We start from the raw sequence: 22,013 nt of genomic DNA on the forward strand, positions 1-22,013 counted from the left end.
TTCGCTAGGTGAAAGCTAGGCTCGTTAAGTGTTATCGGGAGTATTTTAAGCGTGGTGTATTCAGGGGAGCTATGGCGATATTTTGGGAGCTTTTGAGCTGCGAAATTGCCATTCATATTGTAAAAATTATTTAGGCTATGAAACTAAAAACAATCTGGCGAACTTCGCCAGATTGTTTGATTTAAAATCCACCTATAGCTGCTATAGGTGGACCAACCTAACAAGATTATGAGTTGTAGGCGCTTTCGCCATGGCTGTTGATATCAAGCCCTTCACGTTCAACATCACTATCTACGCGCAGACCTACCAGCACATCAGCAATTTTAAGTGCGATAAAGCTGACGACACCAGACCAAACCAGTGTGACGACGACACTGAGTAACTGAACCCAGAGTTGATGGGCCATGGTTACACCTTCAGCATAGCCTGTACCGCCCAGAGAGCTTGCGGTGAAAACCCCTGTTAAGAGACAGCCGACAATCCCACATACACCGTGACAGCCAAAGACATCACAGACATCATCAACACGTAACCATTTTTTCAGGCAAGTGACACCCCAGAAGCCAGCGCCACCGGCGATTAAACCGATAATCAATGCGCCACCGACACCAACTGTCCCTGCCGCAGGGGTGACCGCAACCAGACCTGCGATACAGCCAGAGCTTGCTCCTAACAGCGATGGTTTGCTACGAATTAACTTTTCAACCAGGCTCCATGACAAAATAGCACCGGCAGTGGCGATGACCGTATTTAAGAAGGCCAGACCGGCGATGTCATTGGCTGCGACCGCACTTCCTGCATTGAAGCCAAACCAGCCAATATAAAGGATGCTTGCGCCAATGAAGACCATAGGAAGATTGTGGGGTTTAAGGGAATCTTTGCCAAAGCCGATCCGTTTGCCCACCATGTAAGCGCCAACTAAGCCGGCTGTAGCAGCGTTGATATGTACGACGGTTCCCCCTGCGAAATCGAGTGCACCATCATTGGCGAGGTAGCCGCCGCCCCAGACCATGTGGGCAATTGGCAGGTAAGCAAAGGTGAACCACAGGGCTGCAAAAATCAAAACAGCGCTAAAGCGAATGCGTTCAGCAAAAGCCCCTACAACTAAGGCGACTGTAATCGTTGCAAATGAGCACTGGAAAGCAATAAAGATATATTCGTAGATGCTGCCTGAGACAGAATCAGGCGAAATGCCCTTGAGTAGAAACGCATCAAAGCTACCGAAGAAAGAGCCCCCTTTGGTAAATGCTAAGCTGTAGCCGTAAATGAACCACAAGACGCAGATTAGTGCGAAGCTTACCATCACCTGAGACAGCATTGATAAGACGTTTTTAGAACGTAACAACCCCCCATAAAACAGCGCAATACCGGGGACGGTCATAAACAGCACTAGGGCGGTACAAATCATCATAAATGCATTATTTGCTCCATTAGCGGCTGTCGTACCAGCCATTGCCATGGTGGGCAATAACGCACTTGCGACCAGTGTTGACTTGGCAATACGTTTTATCATTATTACTTCATCCATTTGAATATTAGATCTTGAGAAATCATCGTGACTTATTTCTCAATGACCCAGTCAATTGATTTATGCTGGTACATAAGCTTTTAATGAAGGTTCGCTTATATACTCAGTTCCTCGTTTTCGTAAATGCCATATTGCAGTGCGGGTGTTCTGCAAAGAGGCGCAAAATTAAAGCACGAAAGCACTTAGCCTTTAGAGCAGTTACAAAACATGTGCCATAAATCACTAGATTTTTTAAATGGATGATATCTATATGAATAAAATATATATTTTTATTTTATAGCGAGATCGTGTGGATATAAAAAAAGAGAAGATTAGCGGTTCTGCACCAAATGCGATCGCTCCAAAGTGTCGATTTTGCACAAAAGTGGGGCGACATGGAAGTGATGCGCCCCAGTGATTGTTTAGCAATAGGCTCGAGCGACTTGACCCGGAGTCATTAATCGATAGCTGGCTGTATGAGCGGGAATAAAGACTGATTCGCCTTTGTGAATCGTCACGATTTCACCATCGCTATGAGTCAGTTGTACGTTGGCATCAATCGCAAAAATGATTTCAGCACTATCACAACTGAGACGTTCATCGCAGTCTTGATAAACGGCGAAGCGAAAATCATCGACTGGGATATGATAGATATCGCTATCCCCATGCTGATGGGGCTGAATCAACAATTGTTCCGGATCTTTGCTGATAAATTCACAGCACGATAGTAGCTCAGGAATATCGACGTGTTTAGGGCTTAGACCGGCTCGAATGACATTGTCTGAGTTCGCCATGATTTCCAGCCCGGTTCCTTTGAGATAAGCATGCGGTGTGCAGGCATATAGGAACATCGCATCTCCCGGTTGCAAAGTAATGACGTTTAGCATCAGTGGCGCAAATAAACCGGTATCATCTGGGTAATGTTGAGCCAATTCATCAATTAATTCACACAATGGATCATCTTGATGCGTTCTGGTGTATCCCAGCAGCTCTTCGAGCGCATGATGCTTATCGGCACCATTCAGACCAACCACACCTGTAAAGAACTGCGCTAATCCTTGTTCATTCTGATTTTCTTTGAGTGTGTTTAACAGTGTTGCCAGAGCTGAAACATTCACTTTTTCAAACAATTGAATGATGGTTGGAATCGGACGAAAACCATTCATGGCCTGATAAGGGGTCAAGGCAAAAACGAGTTCTGGCTTATGGTTTGGATCTTTATAGTTGCGATTTGGAGCTTTGATATCAATGCCCGCTTCGTTCTCTTTCGCATAGCCTTGACGTGCTTGTTCTAAACTTGGATGAACCTGAATCGAGAGTGCTTGAGCGGCACTTAGCACTTTAAATAGAAAAGGGAGTTGGTTGAATTTTCGATGGACGCGTTTGCCTAAATACAGCTCTGGATTGCGCTCGAGCAAGTCACTGAGCTTAATCATCTGGTCGGTTTTGGTTTCATGAACCAGTGAACAGCCATTGATGTGGGCGCCCATCCAGATTTCGGCTTGAGGTTGTCCGTCAGGATTAGCAATACCAAACAGTGAATTTAACACCTCAGTAGTTCCCCATGCATAATGTTGCATTGGATTTTGCATCCGATAGAAATACTGAGTCTGAGATTTCGTCATTATATCCTTCCCTAGGCCTTCGCCAAGAACTCTTGAAAATCGGGTAATTTTTGAAAGTAAAAGAAATTTTAGCATTTTTACTAGGGTTTATTGCGAGATATCCCCCAATCTCTTAATGACTAGGGACTGTTGACCTTTGGTGGTTGAATTTTGTTCAAATTAAACGCATTTTGAACTCGGCGCACCCTGCGTCGCTTAATGAGTGAAGCAAGCAGGGGGCAACAACGTTCAGGATGCGTTTAAATGAACCCCAAGGGCAGTATCTGAGAGGAATTTATCCAGCGTTAAACGTTCTTTGTGGAGAATAACTACACGGCACAACGTTTGCCTTGCCTAAATCCCTCTCAGATTTCTGCAAAACTAATCACAAAAGGTCAACAGTCCCTAAGGACAATTGAGCTTTTGTGGCTGAATTTTGTTCAAATCAAACGTATTTTGAACACGATACAATCTGTTCTCTTAACGAGTTAAGAGAACAGATTGCTGCCAAACTAGTTACTAACGGTCAACAGCCTCTAAATACATTGTTCAAAAATTTAAAGCTGCATCTTATTGGGTCAGGCGGTATGTTTACCTCATCGGGATGCAGACTAATCGCCTGCTTTGTGTAAATTTTTGAACGGGAGCAGAGTAATGCGCACACTTCCAACTTTTTTCATTTCCCATGGCGGTGGTCCGTGGCCATGGATGACAGAATTTGGTTCAACCTACGACAAATTGGCTGCATCTTTACGCCAGATCCCTGCTTCATTGGATCTGCAACCCAAGGCTCTGCTGGTGATTACGGCGCACTGGGAAACGGTTGATTTTACGGTTTCAGGAGCTGCAAAACCGGGCATGCTATACGACTACTATGGCTTTCCTGATTACACCTATCAAATTGAATACCCGGCATCAGGCCAACCTGAGCTAGCAGAGCAAGTGCTGCAACTGCTTAATCACAAAGGCATTCAGGCCAGTTGTGATACCCAGCGAGGGTTGGATCATGGTACCTTCACCCCTTTGGCAGTGATGTATCCTGAGGCGGATATACCGGTGGTGCAGTTATCGCTGAAAACGAATTTAGATATTGAGCAGCATTACCAAGCCGGTCAAGCATTGCGAACATTGCGTGAGCAGGGAGTATTAATGATTGGCAGCGGCTTAAGTTACCATAACCTGCGCTACTTTGATGCTTCAGCCGCTAGGCCGTCAAAAGAATTTGATGATTGGCTCTATGAGACGTTGATGATTAAGGATGCAAAGGACCGTCATCAGCGGTTAAGTCGTTGGCAACAAGCACCTAGTGCCCGCATTGCGCAGCCACGTGAAGAGCATCTATTGCCATTATGGGTTGTGCTAGGTGCGGCCGATGATGGCAAAGCCAGCCGAATTTATCACCAAAATGATCTGTTTGGTGGCATTAGCGCATCAAGCTATCGGTTTGATTAACAACTAAAGGACACAACTGAGGTTGTGCCCTTCCTTATGCTTTTAACGCGGTTCGATGGATTTTACATAATGGCTGACAGAGACCCAGGATGAAATTAGTCCTAGTGCAGAAGCAAACAGCATAAGCTCTAAAAAGCCATTAAAGCTGAGCCCCGACAGATAGATCTGTTGCTGATATAAACTTGCTAGTGTGCTGATTGAATTACCGAGATAGAGTAATAAAATATTACTCAGCAGCCATGCTAGCAGTCCGCCGATAAATCCATACCAGAAGCCAATATATAAAAAGGGGCGTTGAATAAATGCATTCGTAGCGCCAATAAGTTTCATCACCTCAATCTGATTGCGTTGGCTGAGGACATTAAGCCGAATGGTATTGCCAACGGTTAAGATAATTGAAATCAGTAGTAAGGTTATCAGTAATTCCAATACATGCCTTGCAGTGTTGAGAATACTCTCTAAGCGTTGTAACCACTGCACATCGAGTCTTGCCTGCGAGACGTTCGATAAACTGGCTAATTTACTCTGTAATAACTGAAGCTGTCCGCTCTGGCGCTGATCAGCACTGGGTGTGACAACCAGCAGGTCAGGAAGCGGGTTCTTATCGAGCAGATCAAGTGCCTTACCAAAGCCTGAATATTGTTTAAATTCTTTGAGTCCTTGCTGTTTATCGATGAGTTTGACACTGGCTACAGCCGGGAAATTCTTAATTTGCTGTATCAGCTCATCTCGTGCATCAGCCCCAGTCCCTGGTGTCACAAAGACGTTAATTTGAGCACTTTGCTGCCAACTTGGGACGGCTTGACGAACATTCTTAATCACCAGATGAAATGTCACCAACAGTGATAGACAGACCCCGATGACCAAAATAGTCATTAATGAGCTCGTCGGGTTTCGCCAAATTTCGCCAAGACTGGCAGTACCTTGTTGAAAGTGGCGAACCCAAAAAGCGATAAAACGGCGTGGCAAAGAAAGGCCACTGCGAACAGATGCGCCAATACTCATACCGTATGCTCCTGTGAATCGACCAGACGTCCCTCATGCAGCGTCAGGGTTCGATAATCCATCTGTTTAATCAGGGCTAAATCATGGCTGGCAATCAATACAGTGACACCGCTGTGATTAAATTCGCTGAATAATTTAAAGATCTCTTCAGATAACAGTGGGTCAAGGTTTCCGGTTGGCTCGTCGGCAATCAGCAACGGCGGTTTATTCACAACTGCGCGAGCAATCCCAACGCGTTGCTGCTCACCACCAGAAAGAATCGCCGGTAGACATTGATATTTGTCGCGCAGTCCAACTTTATCAAGGGCTGCTAATACCCGCGGTTTAATATCGCGAAAAGCATAGCCCTCAATCACCAACGGCAACGCAACATTGTCAAAGACGCTGCGATCGGCAAGTAATTTATAATCTTGGAAGACGATGCCAATTTTGCGGCGTAATAGGGGAATTTTTCGCGGGGCCAGACGGGTAATATTTTGTCCGGCGAATTCAATTTGACCAGCACTGGCTCGTTCCATGGCAGTGGCAAGGCGAAGTAGGGTGCTTTTGCCGGCACCTGAATGCCCAGTGAGAAAGACCATCTCCCCTTTTTTGATATGAAAATCCACTTTCTGGAGCGCCTGATGGCGCCCCGGATAAACTTTGCTGACTTGGCTAAATTGGATCATCTGCGATTCCTAATCGATGGTTCGGTTACACGGAGTCTGCGTCTTCATGACTGAACAGTGCATCAACAAATGGTTTGGCTTCAAAGGTTCGCAAATCATCGATACCCTCGCCAATCCCAATATAACGGATCGGAACTTTAAATTGATCCGCAACCGAGAAGATCACACCACCTTTAGCGGTTCCATCCAGTTTAGTTAAAGTAATGCCACTGAGGTTCACTGCCTCATTAAATAATTTTGCCTGACTGATGGCATTTTGCCCCGTGCCTGCATCGAGAGTCAGCATCACTTCATGTGGTGCATCAGGGCTAATTTTCTTCATCACCCGCACGACTTTTTTGAGCTCTTCCATCAGGTTCGCTTTGTTTTGCAAGCGTCCTGCTGTATCGGCGATCAATACGTCTATTCCTCTGGCTTTCGCTGCACTGTACGCATCATATAAAACAGAGGCACTATCGGCACCGGTATGTTGTGCGATCACTGGGATATGGTTGCGTTCGCCCCAGACTTGCAATTGCTCAACCGCAGCCGCTCGGAAGGTATCGCCTGCAGCCAACAGGACTGATTTCCCTTGCTGTTGATACTGTTTGGCTAATTTACCAATGGTAGTTGTTTTACCGACACCATTGACTCCCACCATCAAAATGACAAATGGGCCATCGGGATTTTCAGGCACCAACGGTTGTTCGACTTCGATTAACATCTGCTGCATTTGTTCACGCAGCAAATCATAGAGCGTCTCAGCGTCTTTTAAGTCGCGCCGGCTGGAGGTATCGGTTAGATGGCTGATAATTTTTTGCGTGGTTTCGACGCCAATATCAGCGATAAGGAGCTGTTCTTCGAGCTCTTCAAATAGGTCTTCATCGATTTTTTTGCCGCGGAATAAGCCGATAAATCCGCTACCGATATTGGTGCGTGTTCGTTTTAATCCTTGGCGAAGACGAGCCAATAAACCGGGACGTTTTGCTGGCTTTTCTGTAGTGCTATCCGGTGCTGTTTGAGCCGCTAAGCGCGCTTGTTCTTCGGCTTGGGCTCGTGCTTCAGCTTCTTGGCGTGCTTGTTCTTCGGCTTCGGCTTTTGCTTCAGCCTCTAGGCGGGCCTGTTCTTCGGCTTGGGCTCGTGCTTCAGCTTCTTGGCGTGCTTGTTCTTCGGCTTGCGCTTGAGCTTTGGCTTCAGCCTCTAGGCGTGCTTGCTCTTCGGCTTGGGCTCGTACTTCAGCTTCTAGACGCGCTTGTTCCTCAGCTTGGGCTTTGGCCTCGGCCGCTAAGCGTGCTTGTTCTTCGGCTTGCGCTTGAGCTTTGGCTTCAGCAGCTAGGCGTACTCGTTCTTCAGCTTGTGCCTTGCGCTCACCTTGTAGCTGAGCCTGCTGTTCACTTTTTTCATTAGAGGAATTTTCATCAACTTGTGATGGTTCCTGCTCGGTTGATGATGTTGCTGTCTGAGGCTCATGTTCGTCTTTATCGCGACGTAACCAGGAAAAAAGACCTTTTTTCTTTGCCATTAATTTCTAAACCTTACGACGATAGCTTGTAAGTTGCTAATTGATCCTTTGCGTCGGCTCGAACACTGGTACAATGCGACGCACATTTTGCGTGAATAATATCATTATTAAGTGGCCGATGATATTTTGTGGCACTTTTTGCATCGATAATCATTAACAATGTTAGCCCTACTTACTGACGGGTGGGACGCATTTTATCTGAAAATTTCTCGCGAGTGATATTTGATATATTAACCGCTTCGATATAAAGGCTTAGTGGATATGGCGCAGCATCCAAAATCACAAACCGGTAGTATCCGTATTATTGGCGGACAGTGGCGAGGTCGAAAACTCCCTGTACTCGCTGGGGAAGGATTACGACCGACAACTGATCGTGTGAAAGAAACTTTATTTAACTGGTTACAGGGGCGAGTGGCAAATCGTCGTTGTCTGGACTTATTTGCTGGAAGCGGCAGTTTAACCTTTGAAGCACTTTCGCATCAGGCAGACTATGTTGTTGCACTGGAGAGGTTTGCCAAAGCCGCCAGTCAGCTTAAGGCAAATCAGCAGCGACTCAATGTGCCACAATCGAAGTTAAATGTTCAGTGTGTTGATACCTTAAAATTTCTGCTGCAAAAACCTGAACAAGGGTTTGATTTGATTTTTATGGATCCACCATTTCGCAAACAGATGATAGCGCCATGTTGTGATCTACTTATCCAGCATGGGTGGTTAAATACGGGAGCATGGGTCTATATTGAAAGTGAGCAGGAGTTAGATGAGCTGGTCGTGCCTTGGCAATTACATCGGCAAAAGTCAGCAGGGCAAGTGATAAGTCGTTTATATCAGGTTGAATAAGGAGTTCTGTAACCATTATGATGATTAAGATTGGTAAAGTGCTGATGATCGCTATGTGGATCCTTATCATCAGCTCGCCGTGGTCGCCTATGTCTCGTATCTATCCTTTGCTGATTGGTGCTGGAATTTTTGTTTTATTTTTGCACTCGATGCAGATGTTGCTGATTAAAACATCGATTAAAAACAGTGGTTATTGGTGCAAGGGCGATAGTTTGCAGTTGATGTTTTTCGGCGTGTTTGCGCTGATGGAAATTCGAAAACGGATGATTGTTAGTTAAAGGCGCAACAATTATTAAATGATGCGCCTTGAAGCTGCTTAGATGTGAGCTGCGTAGTGCAGATATTTGGCGACACCATCAAGCAGCATCTGTACAGATAGCATGATCAACACCATCCCCATTAACCGTTCAATGGCGGTGAGGCCTCGTTCGCCTAAATAGCGAGTTAAAAAGCCACCGCAAATTAGAATAATCGACGTGCCAATCCAAGCTAATATAAGAGCAAGACTCCATTCACCCATTCGGCTAGGGTCTTGGTGTGCCATTAACATCAATGTGGCTAGAATGGAGGGACCCGCAATCATAGGAATTGCCATCGGTACTAAAAAAGGTTCATCCCCAGCGGCTAAGCCCGCCAAACCGCGTTCGTCTGGGAAAATCATCTTGAGCGCAATTAAAAATAAGATGATTCCACCGGCGATACTTACGGCTTCTTGACGTAAGTTCAAGAAACTTAGGATCTGTTCCCCTGCCCACAGAAAAGCCATCATAATCATCAGGGCAAAAATCAGTTCACGGATCAGAATTTTGACCTGACGTTTTCGATCGATATGCTTCATGATCGCCATAAACACGGGCGTATTTCCTAATGGATCCATGATCAAAAATAGCATTAATGTCGCAGAAATCAGGCTCATAAAGCTCCTCGGGATAAAAATAAGCCAGTCTTAACTGGCTGCGTAATTCAATAAAATGATGGTTGCCCTAGCTAGGGGAGCGTAGTCTAGCAGAGCATTTATAAAGAAAACATTCAGGATTTAATATTTGTTAGTGATTATAAGTAACCATCTAATTGCATATCCTGCATATCTGTGGCTGACTCACCGACTATACTTTTGTCGGGTTCGCTGTAGCGGGCATCCAGTTTGGCAAATACGATATCACGAGTACTTAGAGGCGTTGGATGGGGGTGGTCATAAAATACGTCAATAATTTCGGCAAGAGTGGCCTGGCGGCTAAACAAACCATCATGCTCAAGCATCATCTGCATTAATTCTAAATTACCTATGAGTTCACTCATAACGACTTCCTGGTAAACAAAGTTAATCACACCTGTTGTTCAATCTGCCGGGATGGCGGTGAACGGTCTGATTGTTCTGAATTCTCTGGAGAACTGGCCATGGCTGCTAACATCAGTTGACGTTGTAATGAGCGGCTGGACAGATCGACAGCTTGGTTAACACTAAAAATGCTTTCGCGGGCTTGGCTCTGAGCTTGAATGGCTGCTTGAGCTATCCGTCGATTCGTTTGAACTTGGCGATGTGGCTCGTTGCCATCCCCTTTGCTTACATCGCGAGGTTGGGTGTGGTCATGCGCTTGCGTTCCTTGGCCCGTCCCTCGGGCTTGGGTCACGGCTGGCTCGGGTTTGGGTTGTACCTGCTGCTGAGACTGCATGAGCATGGCTGAACGACGTGATTGCTGTGCCATGGTGTTGTCTGCGATGGGCTGCTGGGGGATATCTTGCAGTTGTTCATCATGATTTAAAGCAGGGACAAGTCTAGGCTGGTAGTCGCGCGGTTGACTTTCTTTGGGGGTACTCCGAGCGACCTGAGCACGGCCAGGATCCGCCCCGTTCTGACCATCTTGAGGAAGTGCGCCGGTTAAGCGAACAGATGGCATAGGCGCAGTTGCTTCGGCTATAATTTGAGCTATATTTTGTTTCAGAGCTCGATCATCTGGTGCGTTTGCTGCCTGTTGAATCGGCTGGAGCACCTGCTGAGCAGCCTGCATCTGTGGGCCTTGGCTAACTGCACTCGATATCTGATTAACCACAAAAATACTCTCTTTTCACGACCTGACTACAAATTAACTTGCTATCGTTTTGCCTTTCCCTCACTCACCACCCTTTAGGTGATGTGCATCCAATGTCGCTTTTTGACTAAACTGATCAGCAAGGAACTAATTAATAGCAAACTCAGTTAAACCCATGTCTATTGTAAATATAGCAGTATAAAATTTGTACGGTAGTATTTTATTATTAATTTGCGGTCATTATCGCGGGTAAGGCTTATGACTATGAAATAAATTCATAATCTTATCCATGGGAATGAATATATGTTGACTTGATTAAAAAATAAGTTATTTTGGGCGTATAGACATCTATACATCCTAAATAATTTTCTTAACCATTGCTCGGGAGCACGAAATGTCTTTCCAAACGGCCCAACAACTCGAAAACTTAAATCAGAAGCTGAGTGAACTGAATGATGATATTCGCGTTTCATTTGAATTCTTTCCGCCAACGACTGCGGCAATGGAAACGACATTATGGAACTCAGTGGAACGGCTAAAAATACTCGAGCCATCTTTTGTTTCCGTGACTTATGGTGCAAATGCCAGTACCCGTGATAGAACCCACACCATTATTAAAGAAATTACCAAGCGTACAACGCTGAAAGCTGCACCGCACTTAACGTGTATTTCCACCAGTGCCGATGAGCTTAAACAAATTGCGCAAGATTACTGGGACAATGGTATTCAACAAATTGTGGCATTACGTGGTGATCTGCCTGAGGGGAGTGATAAACCGAAAGTTTACGCCGAAGATTTAGTGAGACTGCTTAAGGAGGTTGCTGATTTTGATATCTCGGTTGCCGCTTATCCTGAGGTTCATCCGGAGGCTAAATCAGCACAATCTGATTTGTTAGCCCTTAAGCGAAAAATGCAGGCAGGAGCGAGTCGGGCGATCACCCAGTTCTTTTTTGATGTTGAATCTTACCTGAGATTTCGTGACCGCTGTGTTGCGGTGGGCATTGAACAGGATATTGTGCCTGGTATCTTGCCTGTATCCAACTACAAAACCTTATGTAAATTTGCTGGTTTTACCAATGTGAAAATTCCTAAGTGGTTACATCAGCAGTTTGAAGGACTCGATGATGATCAGACAACTCGAAATTTAGTTGGGGCGAGCATTGCCATTGATCAGGTTAAAGTTTTAAGTCGAGAGGGCGTGAAAGATTTCCATTTTTATACTCTGAATCGTTCAGAACTGACCTACGCCATTTGTCATACATTAGGTGTTCGTCCGACTTCAATGATAGAATAACGCGCCTTGCCGATTAAGCATCGCATTTGAATTATCTTGAAGTGGTATTTTTATGTCAGTCGAATTTGTTGCCTCATCTTTTTTGCCGACACGGTGGGGAAATTTCACCATGCACGGGTTTATTATCCCAGAAACGGGCAAAGAGCATATCGCCCTCACAATGGGGGAATGGGATAGTGATGAACCAGTCTTGGGTCGAATTCATTCAGAATGTTTAACTGGGGACGCTCTGTTTAGTCAGCGCTGTGATTGTGGTTATCAGTTGGAATCTGCCATGCGGCGCATTAGCGAGCAGGGCAAAGGTTTCATTTTATATCTACGTCAGGAAGGCCGGGGGATTGGTTTAATTAACAAAATCCGAGCTTATGATCTTCAGGACCAAGGCTACGATACGGTTGCGGCGAATATTAAACTAGGCTTTGCCGCAGATATGCGAGATTTTTCAATATGTCAGCCAATGTTAGCCCATCTTGGCATACATAAAGTTCGTTTAATGACCAATAACCCACAGAAAATCAAGGCAATGCAAGATGCTGCGGGAATTGAAATCGTTGAGCGCGTGCCATTAGAGGTTGGCGACAACCCCTATAATCATTTCTATCTGCAGACGAAAGCGAAACAGATGGGGCATTTGCTCAAAATCGATAGAGTCGAAAAATAATCGCGTTGCTATCTTTGATACCCAGATTCTGGGTATTTGATGGCTGTTTTAACTCCATTATGAAGCTGTGCTTATCGTAGTTTGCAAGTTCCTTGTGAGATACCCATGTTTGCGCGGCTCCATAATGGCGTTGAAAACTCTTAAGATAAAAAAGCCGCAGAATGCGGCTTTGGTTTTTGTGACTGATGGCGAATACTAACCTGTGTTGCGCATGCCTGCTGCAACACCTGCAATTGAGACCATCAACGCTTGATCAACGTTAGGTTCAATCTCTTTGTTTTGGCGGGAGCGGCGTAGCAATTCAACTTGCATGACATTGAGTGGATCGATGTAAGGATTACGTAGACCGATCGATTCGGCTACCCATTCATCGTTGGTCCACGAGCCTGATTGCGGCATCACTTTGGCAATGATGTCACGAGTTAAGGCCAACTCTTCGCAAAGCTTCGTACCAATATAATGAAGGTGCTCTGGAACGAGCTCTTTGTTATAGATCTCAAACAACCAGGGTTCGGTTTTCATAAAGACCATATCCAGCATGGCTAACCGGTTTACGAAAAATGGCCATTCACACATTTCCCGAATTAACTGCTCGTGACCATTTTGGAGTTGTTCCGAAAGTGCTTCGCCTGCTCCCAACCAAGTGGGTAACAACAAGCGGTTTTGACTCCAAGCAAAGATCCATGGAATTGCCCGCAGACTTTCGACGCCACCGTTTGGGTTTCGCTTCGATGGGCGACTTCCCAGCGGTAATTTCCCGAGTTCTTGTTCTGGGGTAACCGCGCGAAAGTAGGGAACAAAGTCAGGATCTTCACGTACGGTGTTACGGTAAACCTTACAGGACGTTTCTGCCATTTGATCCATCACTTTACGCCACTGGGGTTGTGGGGCAATAGGGGGCAGAAGGTTGGCTTCTAATACGGCACTGACGTACATAGATAAATTATCGATAGCTACTTTATCAAGGCCCAGTTTAAAGCGGATCATTTCACCTTGTTCGGTTACCCGTAGGCCGCCTTTGAGTGAGCCCGGTGGTTGCGAAAGCAATGCCGCATGCGCTGGTGCGCCACCTCGGCCAATGGTTCCACCTCGGCCATGGAATAAAATAAGTTTGACGTTTTGTTCTTCGCAAATTTCGACTAATTCTTCCATTGCTCGGTACTGCGCCCAAGCTGATGAGATAATTCCGGCATCTTTTGCTGAGTCGGAATAGCCAATCATCACATATTGCTGATTTTTGGTAATGCCGCGGTACCAATCCAGTGACAATAAACGACGAATCGTTGCTGCAGCTTTATTAAGATCATCGAGGGTTTCAAATAAAGGTGAAACCGGCAGCATAAATGGACAACCATTTTCTTTAAGCAGCAATTGTACGGCCAACACATCAGAAGGTTCACTGGCCATTGAGATGTTGTAAATACCGAGTGATTCACGTTTTTGCTTGGCGATCACGCGGCAAGTGTTGAGAACTTCCTGCACGGGTTCAGATGGTTGCCAGTCCAGAGGGATTAAGGGTCGCTTACTGGTTAACTCGCTTAACAGGAAGCTTTGTTTATCTTCTTCGCTCCACTGAGCATAATCGCCAATCCCCAGATAACGAGTTAGCTCAGAAAAGACTTCGGTATGGCGAGTGCTTTCTTGGCGAATATCCAGATGAACCAGTTGGATTCCAAAGCACGATAAACGACGCAGCATATCAAGTAAGTTACTATCTGCGATTAAATCCATACCACAATCTTTGAGGGACCGATAGCAGAGCATCAGTGGTTCCCAAACCTGACTCGTCTCAGTGATGATATCATTGGCACGGGTTTCACGGTGCTGTAAAACGGCAGTGAGGTATTCGCGAGTTTCACGCATCTGAACTCGCAGATCTTTCAGTAATGCTCTGTAGGGCTCTTCGGTATCGGGGCCAACTGCAGCGCGTAACTCTTCGTTACAGTCAGCCATCGACAGCTCACTGACTAACAAATCGAGATCTCTAAGATAGAGATCGGTTGCTACCCAACGGCTTGAATACAGAACCTCTTCGGTCACTTTGGAGGTGACAAATGGGTTGCCGTCTCTATCGCCACCCATCCAAGAAGTGAGTTTGATCACTTGGGTGTCAATGGGGAGTTCAAAACCAAGATTTTCCTGAATTTCTTCATTAAACATGCGCAGAAAATCGGGGACTGCTTGCCACAGCGAGGTTTCAATCACAGCAAATCCCCAGCGGGCTTCTTCAACGGGGGTTGGGCGTGACTGGCGAATTTCGTTGGTATGCCATGATTGGTCGATCAACTGCTCTAAGCGGTGGTGCAGCATCCGGCGTTCCCGGGTACTTAAATTCCCTAGCTCTAAAAAGTCGAGGCATTCGTTGATCCGCACATATTTGGCGATCATGGTCCGACGGGTGATTTCGGTCGGGTGGGCGGTCAACACCAATTCGATATTCAGTGATTCAACCGCTTGGCGAATTTCCTGTTCGCTAATGTTTTCTTCTTTTAGACGTTTTAGTAAAGAGTGAATCGGTGTTTCAGGATTGGATTGTTTAATACTGCGAGAAACGGTATGAAATTGTTCGGCGATGTTAGCTAGGTTTAGAAACTGGCTGAAGGCCCGAGTGACTGGTAACAGTTCCTCGTCGGTCAAGTTGCGCAGAGTATCAAGTAACTCTTCCCTTGCTTGGCTATCTCCCTGGCGCGAGGCTTTCGCTAATTTACGAATTGTCTCTACTTTTTGTAGAAGTGCTTCGCCGAGGTGATTTTGTATTGTCTTCCCTAACAATTGACCGAGAAAGCTTACGTTAGAACGTAACGCTTTGGTCTTATCTACTTGTGTCATTTTATGGTTCCTGTGTCTTTGCCTTAGACTGCAGTTAAATTACCGACCGTGCTGATGATTTAACCGAGATCTCTCACGGGTGACTTGCCTACTGTCTTCAGGTTAAATTTTGCTCAAAATTGTTTAGCATGTTTGTAATATTACATCCATTTCGGTGAGCTGGTATCGATTCAACGAATCATGTTTATTATTAAAATTTTCATATTATGCAGGGGGGCAAAGGTTTTATCTTTTTTATATAGCCCTGTTTTGCGCCCAAAACAGATATTGTGTGTTGGTTAATTTCACAACAACAGTGTTCCGTTATATGACGTTAACTTTTTAGTTTCAACCCTAAATGCTACTTAAAGAGGAAATTTTTTGTATAGGCTGCTGGTGTGAATGTATTTTGCATAGTAAGCATACATCATGCCTGAATTGCATAAATAGTGATGATTTTGAGAATTTATTTATTTAGTAAGACTATGGATGGCTCCTTGTAATAAAAGAATGTTAGTTCTGTTTAAGCGGGGTATAAAAAACAATCTAAATAAAATATAAATTCAATATATTTGCATAAATAGCTATCCATGGTATCCTCTGCTCTTACTTTGTAATTTGTCAGATACTAGACATTGATACAGCGTTATATAAGTTGCATTGCGTATGAAAACCACAACTCCAGTTGGAATAGAAAGTGAGGTAGGGATGAATGAAAAAGACCAGTTAAATGTCATTATTGTCGGCGCAAGTGGCTACACTGGTGCCGAGTTAGCCGCCCAGGTCGAACGTCATCCTTACGCTAAATTATGTGGATTATATGTATCTGAGAACAGCCAAGATGCCCATAAGCCGATCAGCCAACTTTATGGACAACTTCGTGGCGTTGTGGATCTACCATTAACCCCCCTTGCAGCAACGATTGACCCTCAAACATTTGCTGATATTGACGCGGTCTTTTTGGCAACGGCCCATAGTGTCAGCCATGATTTAGCTCCGCAGTTTTTGGCATGTGGCTGTCAGGTTTTTGATTTATCAGGAGCATTTCGGGTTAATCAGGCTGATTTTTATCCTAAATTCTATGGGTTTGAACATCATCATGCTGACTGGTTAGATAAAGCCGTATATGGTTTGGCTGAATGGCAAGCTGAAGGGGTTCGCGATGCTCAGTTAATCGCGTTGCCGGGGTGTTATCCCACCGCCTCATTAAGTGCCTTGAAACCACTGCAGCACGCTGGATTGTTAACGGATAATTGTACCCCCGTCATTGATGCAACCAGTGGGGTCAGTGGGGCAGGGCGGAAGGCCTCATTGACGAGTAACTTTTGTGAAGTGAGCCTTAATCCGTATGGCGTGGGAGTGCATCGTCATCAGCCAGAAATTAGTTATCACCTTGGCCGCGAAGTTATTTTTACGCCGCATCTGGGCAGCTTTCCAAGAGGTATTTTGGCGACCATTCATGTGGATCTTAAAACCGATGTGACGTTGGCTGATGTGAATCAAGCTTACCAAAGTGCTTATGCTGATAAGCCACTGGTAAGGCTATTGGAACCGGGCATTTGGCCCGCGATTAAAGCGGTGGCCAATACGCCATTTGTCGATCTGAACTGGTCCTTGCAAGGCCATCATCTGATTATTTTTAGCGCCGAAGATAACTTGCTCAAAGGCGCTTCAGCACAAGCGATCCAGTGCTTTAACATCCATTATGGTTATCCCAGTACGTTAGCGTTGACTGGAGACGTGGCATGCTAGAACCGATAGTTTTAAAACTGGGTGGCGCGATTTTTGAAAATGAAACTGCACTTGCGAACTTATGCCAAGCATTGGCATCGGTGCAGGAGCGGCCATTAGTGCTCGTCCATGGAGGTGGTGTGATTGTCGAATCACTGCTGGCTCATTTAGGGCTGGTGAGTGAAAAAATCGAAGGGCTTCGGGTCACGCCTCATACTCAAATTGATTATGTGACTGGGGCATTGGCCGGAACCGCGAATAAGAAATTAACGGCTGCAATTTTGCGTCAAGGGCGAGCCGCGGTTGGTTTGTGCTTAGGGGATGGTGGGTTATGCCGTGTGACTGAACTGGATGCCAAATTTGGTGCGGTAGGTCAGTGTGATAGTGGTGATCCTGAACTTTTAAGCACCTTGTTGGAACAGCACTATCTACCCGTTATCAGCTCTATTGGTATCGGGGATGATGGCCAGCTTTACAATGTGAATGCCGATCAAGCTGCGGTTGCGATTGGTAAGATGTTGCAAGGACCTCTGGTATTACTCTCTGATGTACCAGGGGTGCTGGATGAGAACGGCCAATTGATCGAGTCACTTGATCAATCGCAGGCTGAACAACTGATGGCTAGTGGCACCATTCACGGTGGCATGGCTGTGAAAGTAAAGGCGGCGTTGGATGCATCTGAAGCGATGCAGCAGGTTGTTATTTTGGCCGGTTGGAAAGATGCCGATGCGCTTGCAAAATTATTAATGGGCGAGTCAGTTGGTACAACTGTGAACGCGACAAACACAATAGAGAAATATTAAAGCGGGAATTATAAAAATATGGAACCAATTAGCCATTTATTGACGTTAAAAGATCTGACCCGCGAGCAGATCATCGGGCTATTGGATTTGGCTAAAAAAATTAAGGCTAATCCAGAGAACTATAGCACTTCTCTTGCAGGTAAAAGTATCGTCACACTTTTTGAAAAGCCATCATTGCGAACCCGGGTGACTTTCGATATTGGAGTGAATCGATTGGGCGGACATGCGGTTTATCTGGATCAGCAAAATGGTGCAATCGGTCAGCGCGAGTCGATAAAAGATTATGCAAAAAATCTAAGCCGCTGGTGTGATGCTATTGTAGCGCGGGTATTTAGTCATCAAACACTGCAGAATTTTCGCCAATATGCCACGGTACCGATTATTAATTCACTCTGTGATCTTTATCATCCATGCCAGGCACTGGCTGATTTTCAGACCATTGCGGAACACTATGAAGATCTTGGCAAAGTGAAGCTTGCCTATGTAGGTGATGGCAATAATGTGACCCATTCGCTGATGCTCGGTGGGGCAATATTGGGGATGGAAGTGGCAGCCATTTGTCCGATGGGATCAAGCCCGGATGCTCAAGTGGTATTGGCCGCTAATGAATTAGCAAAAGTTAACGGTGGCAAAATTGTTGTTTCCGATTCGTTAGATGCACTGGACGGTTATGATGTGGTCTATGGTGATACCTGGGTTTCCATGGGGGATGAGACGCCGCTGGAACAGGTTAAAGATCGCTTTTCACCTTATCAGATTAATCAACAGATGCTTGACCGCTATGGGATCGGTCATGTGTTGCACTGTCAGCCCGCTCACCGTGGTTTAGAGATTACCTCGCAAGTGATGGACGGTCCCCAATCAATTATTTTTGATCAGGCAGAAAACCGGATGCATGCGCAAAATGCAGTGCTCCTTTCACTGATTCAACCCGAACAAGGATTATAGACAATGGCTCAATTTAAAAAGGTAGTGCTGGCATATTCAGGTGGCTTAGATACCTCTGCAATTATTCCATGGCTAAAAGAAACCTATGGTTGTGAAGTCGTCGCATTTTGCGCGGATGTAGGCCAGGGCGAAGACGACCTCAAGGGCATCGAAGAAAAAGCGATCGCCTCAGGTGCGAGTGAATGTCATGTAGTTGATCTCAAAGATGAATTCGCCACGAATTATATTTATCCAACATTGAAAACCGGTGCAATATACGAAGGAACCTACCTGCTTGGTACCTCAATGGCACGCCCTGTCATTGCCAAAGCGCAAGTGGAAGTTGCCCGTAAAGTCGGGGCGGATGCTTTGGCTCATGGTTGCACGGGTAAAGGGAACGATCAGATCCGTTTTGAAGGCTGCTTTGCCGCATTGGCGCCCGATCTGGAAGTGATTGCACCATGGCGGGAATGGAGCATGCGTTCACGTGAGGAGCTGTTGGCTTATCTGTCTGAACGTAATATTCCATGTTCAGCTAGTTTAACCAAAATTTATAGTCGCGATGCCAACGCCTGGCATATTTCAACTGAAGGGGGCGAACTAGAAGACCCGTGGAACGAGCCTTCAGATCAGGTTTGGACTTGGACCAACTCACCTGAGCAAGCTCCTGATGAGGCACAGAAAATCACACTGACCTTGGACAAAGGGGAAGTGGTTGCATTAGATGGTCAGTCGTTAAGCCCTTATGAGATGATTGCATCGCTCAATGAACTTGGGGCAACGCATGGCATTGGGCGGGTCGATATTGTTGAAAACCGTTTGGTGGGGATGAAATCACGCGGTTGTTATGAAACTCCTGGAGGAACCATCTTGCTTGCGGCTCTGCGGGCAATGGAAGAACTGGTTTATGATAAACGCACGCGTGATTGGCGTGAAACAGTTGGTCAGCAATTTGCGCATCTGGTTTATGATGGTCGTTGGTTTACACCGCTTAAAGATTCATTGTTGGCCGCAGCTACGTCATTAGCTGATGACCTCAGCGGTGATGTCGTTCTGAAACTTTATAAAGGACATGTTACTGCGATTCAGAAGCGTTCACCAAATAGCTTGTATTCAGAAGCATTTGCGACCTTTGGTGAAGATGATGTCTATAACCAAAAACATGCCGAAGGCTTTATCCGCTTATACTCACTGTCAAGCCGGATTAAAGCGATGAAGCAAAAATAATTCAAATAGGGAGCCGCTTGCACAACTTGTAAGCGGCACCGACAGGTGCAATAAAGGTAGAAATCAATGGCATTATGGGGCGGACGTTTTAGTCAGGCAGCGGATAGCAGATTCAAACAGTTTAATGATTCGCTACGGTTTGACTATCGCTTAGCACATCAGGATATTATCGGGTCGATTGCCTGGTCCAAGGCTCTGGTGACAGTTGGCGTGTTAACTGAAACCGAACAGGGGCAACTGCAACAGGCTCTGGAAGAACTCGCAGAACAGGTCAATGAAAATCCGCAGCAGATTTTAGGCTCAGATGCCGAAGATATTCACAGCTGGGTTGAATCCCAATTGATTCAGCGTGTTGGCGATCTGGGGAAAAAGCTACACACTGGGCGTAGTCGTAATGATCAGGTGGCAACCGATCTGAAACTCTGGTGTAAGAAAGAGGGCGCGACATTGCTGGGGCAGCTAGATATGTTGCAACAGAAGCTTGTGCGCTTGGCTCGTGAGCATCAACATACGGTATTGCCTGGCTATACGCATTTACAGCGAGCTCAACCTGTGACGTTTGCGCATTGGTGTTTGGCGTATGTTGAGATGTTTGAACGCGATTATTCGCGCTTGGCCGATGCGCTAAAACGTCTTGACACGTGTCCATTAGGCAGCGGTGCTCTGGCGGGTACAGCTTATGGTATTGATCGGCAAAAACTCGCGTTGCAACTGGGTTTTGAACAGGCAACGCGCAATAGTCTGGACAGCGTGTCAGATCGGGACCATGTGGTTGAACTTCTTGCCACTGCTTCGATGTCGATGGTGCATATCTCGCGGATGTCAGAAGATCTAATTTTCTATAACTCTGGGGAGTCAGCGTTTTTAGAGCTTTCTGATCAGGTCACTTCAGGCTCATCATTAATGCCCCAAAAGAAAAATCCAGATGCTCTGGAGTTGATGCGTGGTAAAACGGGCCGGGTATTTGGCGCCTTAAACGGTATATTAACGACCTTGAAAGCACTGCCTTTGGCGTATAACAAAGATATGCAAGAGGACAAAGAAGGCCTGTTTGATGCACTGGATACATGGGGGCATTGCTTGGCAATGGCTGAGCTGGTGCTGAATGATATGAAGGTGAACGAAGAGAAAACCGAAGAAGCGGCTAAGGGTGGCTATTCTAATGCCACAGAGTTAGCCGATTACTTGGTTAGCAAAGGGATCCCTTTTCGTGAAGCACACCATATCGTTGGGATTGCCGTGGTACAGGCGATTGAAAAAGGCGTGCCATTAGAGGCCATGAGTTTAGCTGAATTTAAAGCGCTGGCACCAGAAATAGAAGAAGATGTCTATCCCAACCTATTGTTGTCGTCGATGCTTGAGAAGCGCTCTGCCTTAGGCGGCGTCGCTCCGCAACAGATTGAATTTGCGCTGAACGAAATAGAAAAACGGCTTGATAGCCGTGATATCCCTGGAATGTATGTTCGCGCCGCGCGGATGACTGATTTAGATGGTATCGAAGAGCTGGTGAACTATTGGTCAGGTGTCGGGGAGAATTTGCCTCGTTCAAGGCGAGAGCTAACCCGTTCGATTGGTGAGTTTGCGGTGACTGAACAAGCTGGACGGATTACCGGCTGTGCGTCTTTGTATCTGTATGACACCGGGCTTGCTGAAATTCGCTCGCTAGGTGTGAACCCTGATTTTCAGCGGGGTGGGCAGGGCAAATCATTAGTTGAGTTTATGATCAAAAAAGCTCAGCAAATGGCTCTGGAGCGTGTCTTTGTATTGACCCGCGTCCCAGAATTTTTTATGAAGCTTGGCTTTAGCCCAACATCGAAAACATTTTTACCAGAAAAAGTGATGAAAGATTGTGATGTATGTTCGCGTCGGCACGCCTGTGACGAGGTGGCATTGGAGTATCTGATTCCTTATCAGCGTTCCTTAATTTATAAGCAACGTGTTGCTTAATCTGAGAATAA

The 22,013-nt window shown here is 45.8% G+C and carries 19 protein-coding genes; 10 read left to right on the plus strand and 9 right to left on the minus strand.

Annotated elements, in window-relative coordinates; all coding sequences use genetic code 11:
* Positions 1–226: 226 nt before the first annotated feature.
* Both amtB and manA read right to left on the minus strand, forming a co-directional pair.
* Positions 227–1,513: an ammonium transporter AmtB gene (amtB, locus tag EV690_RS06395; RefSeq protein ID WP_131912181.1), complete on the minus strand. Its 1,287-nt coding sequence runs from the start codon at positions 1,511–1,513 to the stop codon at positions 227–229.
* Positions 1,514–1,929: 416 nt separating this feature from the next.
* The gene (gene manA / locus EV690_RS06400) at positions 1,930–3,132 is read right to left on the minus strand and encodes a mannose-6-phosphate isomerase, class I (RefSeq protein WP_131912182.1); all 1,203 of its coding nucleotides are present in this window, start codon (positions 3,130–3,132) and stop codon (positions 1,930–1,932) included.
* 633 nt (positions 3,133–3,765) lie between these two features.
* Here manA and EV690_RS06405 point away from each other — a divergent pair.
* On the plus strand, positions 3,766–4,563 hold the full coding sequence (locus EV690_RS06405) for a DODA-type extradiol aromatic ring-opening family dioxygenase (RefSeq protein ID WP_131912183.1): 798 nt from the start codon (positions 3,766–3,768) through the stop codon (positions 4,561–4,563).
* Positions 4,564–4,605: 42 nt separating this feature from the next.
* Here the strand turns inward: EV690_RS06405 and ftsX are convergent, their stop codons facing one another.
* From ftsX to ftsY, 3 genes are read right to left on the minus strand one after another with little or no spacing between them, the layout of a single operon-like run.
* On the minus strand, positions 4,606–5,568 hold the full coding sequence (gene ftsX / locus EV690_RS06410; RefSeq protein WP_131912184.1) for a permease-like cell division protein FtsX: 963 nt from the start codon (positions 5,566–5,568) through the stop codon (positions 4,606–4,608).
* Positions 5,565–6,236: a cell division ATP-binding protein FtsE gene (ftsE, locus tag EV690_RS06415; RefSeq protein WP_131912185.1), complete on the minus strand. Its 672-nt coding sequence runs from the start codon at positions 6,234–6,236 to the stop codon at positions 5,565–5,567. The genes ftsX and ftsE overlap by 4 nt, the downstream gene beginning before the upstream one ends.
* Positions 6,237–6,261: 25 nt before the next feature.
* A complete protein-coding gene (ftsY, locus tag EV690_RS06420) occupies positions 6,262–7,737 on the minus strand; it encodes a signal recognition particle-docking protein FtsY (RefSeq protein WP_131912186.1) in 1,476 nt (491 codons plus the stop codon).
* Positions 7,738–7,998: 261 nt separating this feature from the next.
* On the opposite strand from ftsY, the gene rsmD reads away from it, so the two are divergent.
* Positions 7,999–8,574 carry a 16S rRNA (guanine(966)-N(2))-methyltransferase RsmD gene (rsmD, locus tag EV690_RS06425; RefSeq protein WP_131912187.1) on the plus strand — a complete coding sequence of 192 codons (576 nt, stop codon included), beginning with the start codon at positions 7,999–8,001 and terminating at the stop codon, positions 8,572–8,574.
* A 17-nt stretch (positions 8,575–8,591) separates the two neighbouring features.
* Positions 8,592–8,852, plus strand: a complete 261-nt coding sequence (locus EV690_RS06430; protein WP_131912188.1) for a DUF1145 domain-containing protein — start codon at positions 8,592–8,594, stop codon at positions 8,850–8,852.
* A gap of 38 nt (positions 8,853–8,890) precedes the next feature.
* Here the strand turns inward: EV690_RS06430 and EV690_RS06435 are convergent, their stop codons facing one another.
* The 3 genes from EV690_RS06435 to EV690_RS06445 form a co-directional block, all read right to left on the minus strand.
* Positions 8,891–9,490, minus strand: coding sequence for a YhgN family NAAT transporter (locus EV690_RS06435; RefSeq protein WP_131912189.1), 600 nt, complete (start codon positions 9,488–9,490; stop codon positions 8,891–8,893).
* A gap of 137 nt (positions 9,491–9,627) precedes the next feature.
* Positions 9,628–9,873: a hypothetical protein gene (locus EV690_RS06440; RefSeq protein WP_131912190.1), complete on the minus strand. Its 246-nt coding sequence runs from the start codon at positions 9,871–9,873 to the stop codon at positions 9,628–9,630.
* A 26-nt stretch (positions 9,874–9,899) separates the two neighbouring features.
* Entirely contained in the window at positions 9,900–10,625 is a 726-nt protein-coding gene (locus EV690_RS06445; RefSeq protein WP_131912191.1) for a hypothetical protein, read from the minus strand.
* A 373-nt stretch (positions 10,626–10,998) separates the two neighbouring features.
* Here EV690_RS06445 and metF point away from each other — a divergent pair, with 373 nt between their 5' ends.
* Positions 10,999–11,898 carry a methylenetetrahydrofolate reductase gene (gene metF / locus EV690_RS06450; RefSeq protein WP_131912192.1) on the plus strand — a complete coding sequence of 300 codons (900 nt, stop codon included), beginning with the start codon at positions 10,999–11,001 and terminating at the stop codon, positions 11,896–11,898.
* Between the two features lie 52 nt (positions 11,899–11,950).
* Positions 11,951–12,559 (plus strand): GTP cyclohydrolase II, encoded by a 609-nt coding sequence (ribA, locus tag EV690_RS06455; protein WP_131912193.1) that lies wholly within the window; start codon positions 11,951–11,953, stop codon positions 12,557–12,559.
* Between the two features lie 195 nt (positions 12,560–12,754).
* On the opposite strand, the gene ppc is transcribed toward ribA, so the two are convergent.
* Entirely contained in the window at positions 12,755–15,388 is a 2,634-nt protein-coding gene (gene ppc, locus EV690_RS06460) for a phosphoenolpyruvate carboxylase (protein ID WP_131912194.1), read from the minus strand.
* Positions 15,389–16,075: 687 nt separating this feature from the next.
* Between ppc and argC the strand changes: the two genes are divergently transcribed.
* The 5 genes from argC to argH all read left to right on the plus strand — a co-directional run bounded on the left by argC (position 16,076) and on the right by argH (position 22,002).
* Positions 16,076–17,119: an N-acetyl-gamma-glutamyl-phosphate reductase gene (gene argC / locus EV690_RS06465; protein WP_131912673.1), complete on the plus strand. Its 1,044-nt coding sequence runs from the start codon at positions 16,076–16,078 to the stop codon at positions 17,117–17,119.
* The gene (argB, locus tag EV690_RS06470; protein WP_131912195.1) at positions 17,113–17,901 is read left to right on the plus strand and encodes an acetylglutamate kinase; all 789 of its coding nucleotides are present in this window, start codon (positions 17,113–17,115) and stop codon (positions 17,899–17,901) included. The genes argC and argB overlap by 7 nt, the downstream gene beginning before the upstream one ends.
* Before the next feature lie 27 nt (positions 17,902–17,928).
* On the plus strand, positions 17,929–18,849 hold the full coding sequence (locus tag EV690_RS06475) for an ornithine carbamoyltransferase (RefSeq protein ID WP_131912674.1): 921 nt from the start codon (positions 17,929–17,931) through the stop codon (positions 18,847–18,849).
* Positions 18,850–18,852: 3 nt separating this feature from the next.
* Complete coding sequence (locus EV690_RS06480) at positions 18,853–20,055, plus strand: argininosuccinate synthase (RefSeq protein ID WP_131912196.1); 1,203 nt, start codon at positions 18,853–18,855, stop codon at positions 20,053–20,055.
* Between the two features lie 66 nt (positions 20,056–20,121).
* Entirely contained in the window at positions 20,122–22,002 is a 1,881-nt protein-coding gene (gene argH / locus EV690_RS06485; RefSeq protein ID WP_131912197.1) for an argininosuccinate lyase, read from the plus strand.
* Positions 22,003–22,013: the final 11 nt, after the last annotated feature.

The organism is Celerinatantimonas diazotrophica (genome assembly GCF_004339545.1).
Taxonomy (GTDB): Bacteria; Pseudomonadota; Gammaproteobacteria; order Enterobacterales; family Celerinatantimonadaceae; genus Celerinatantimonas; species Celerinatantimonas diazotrophica.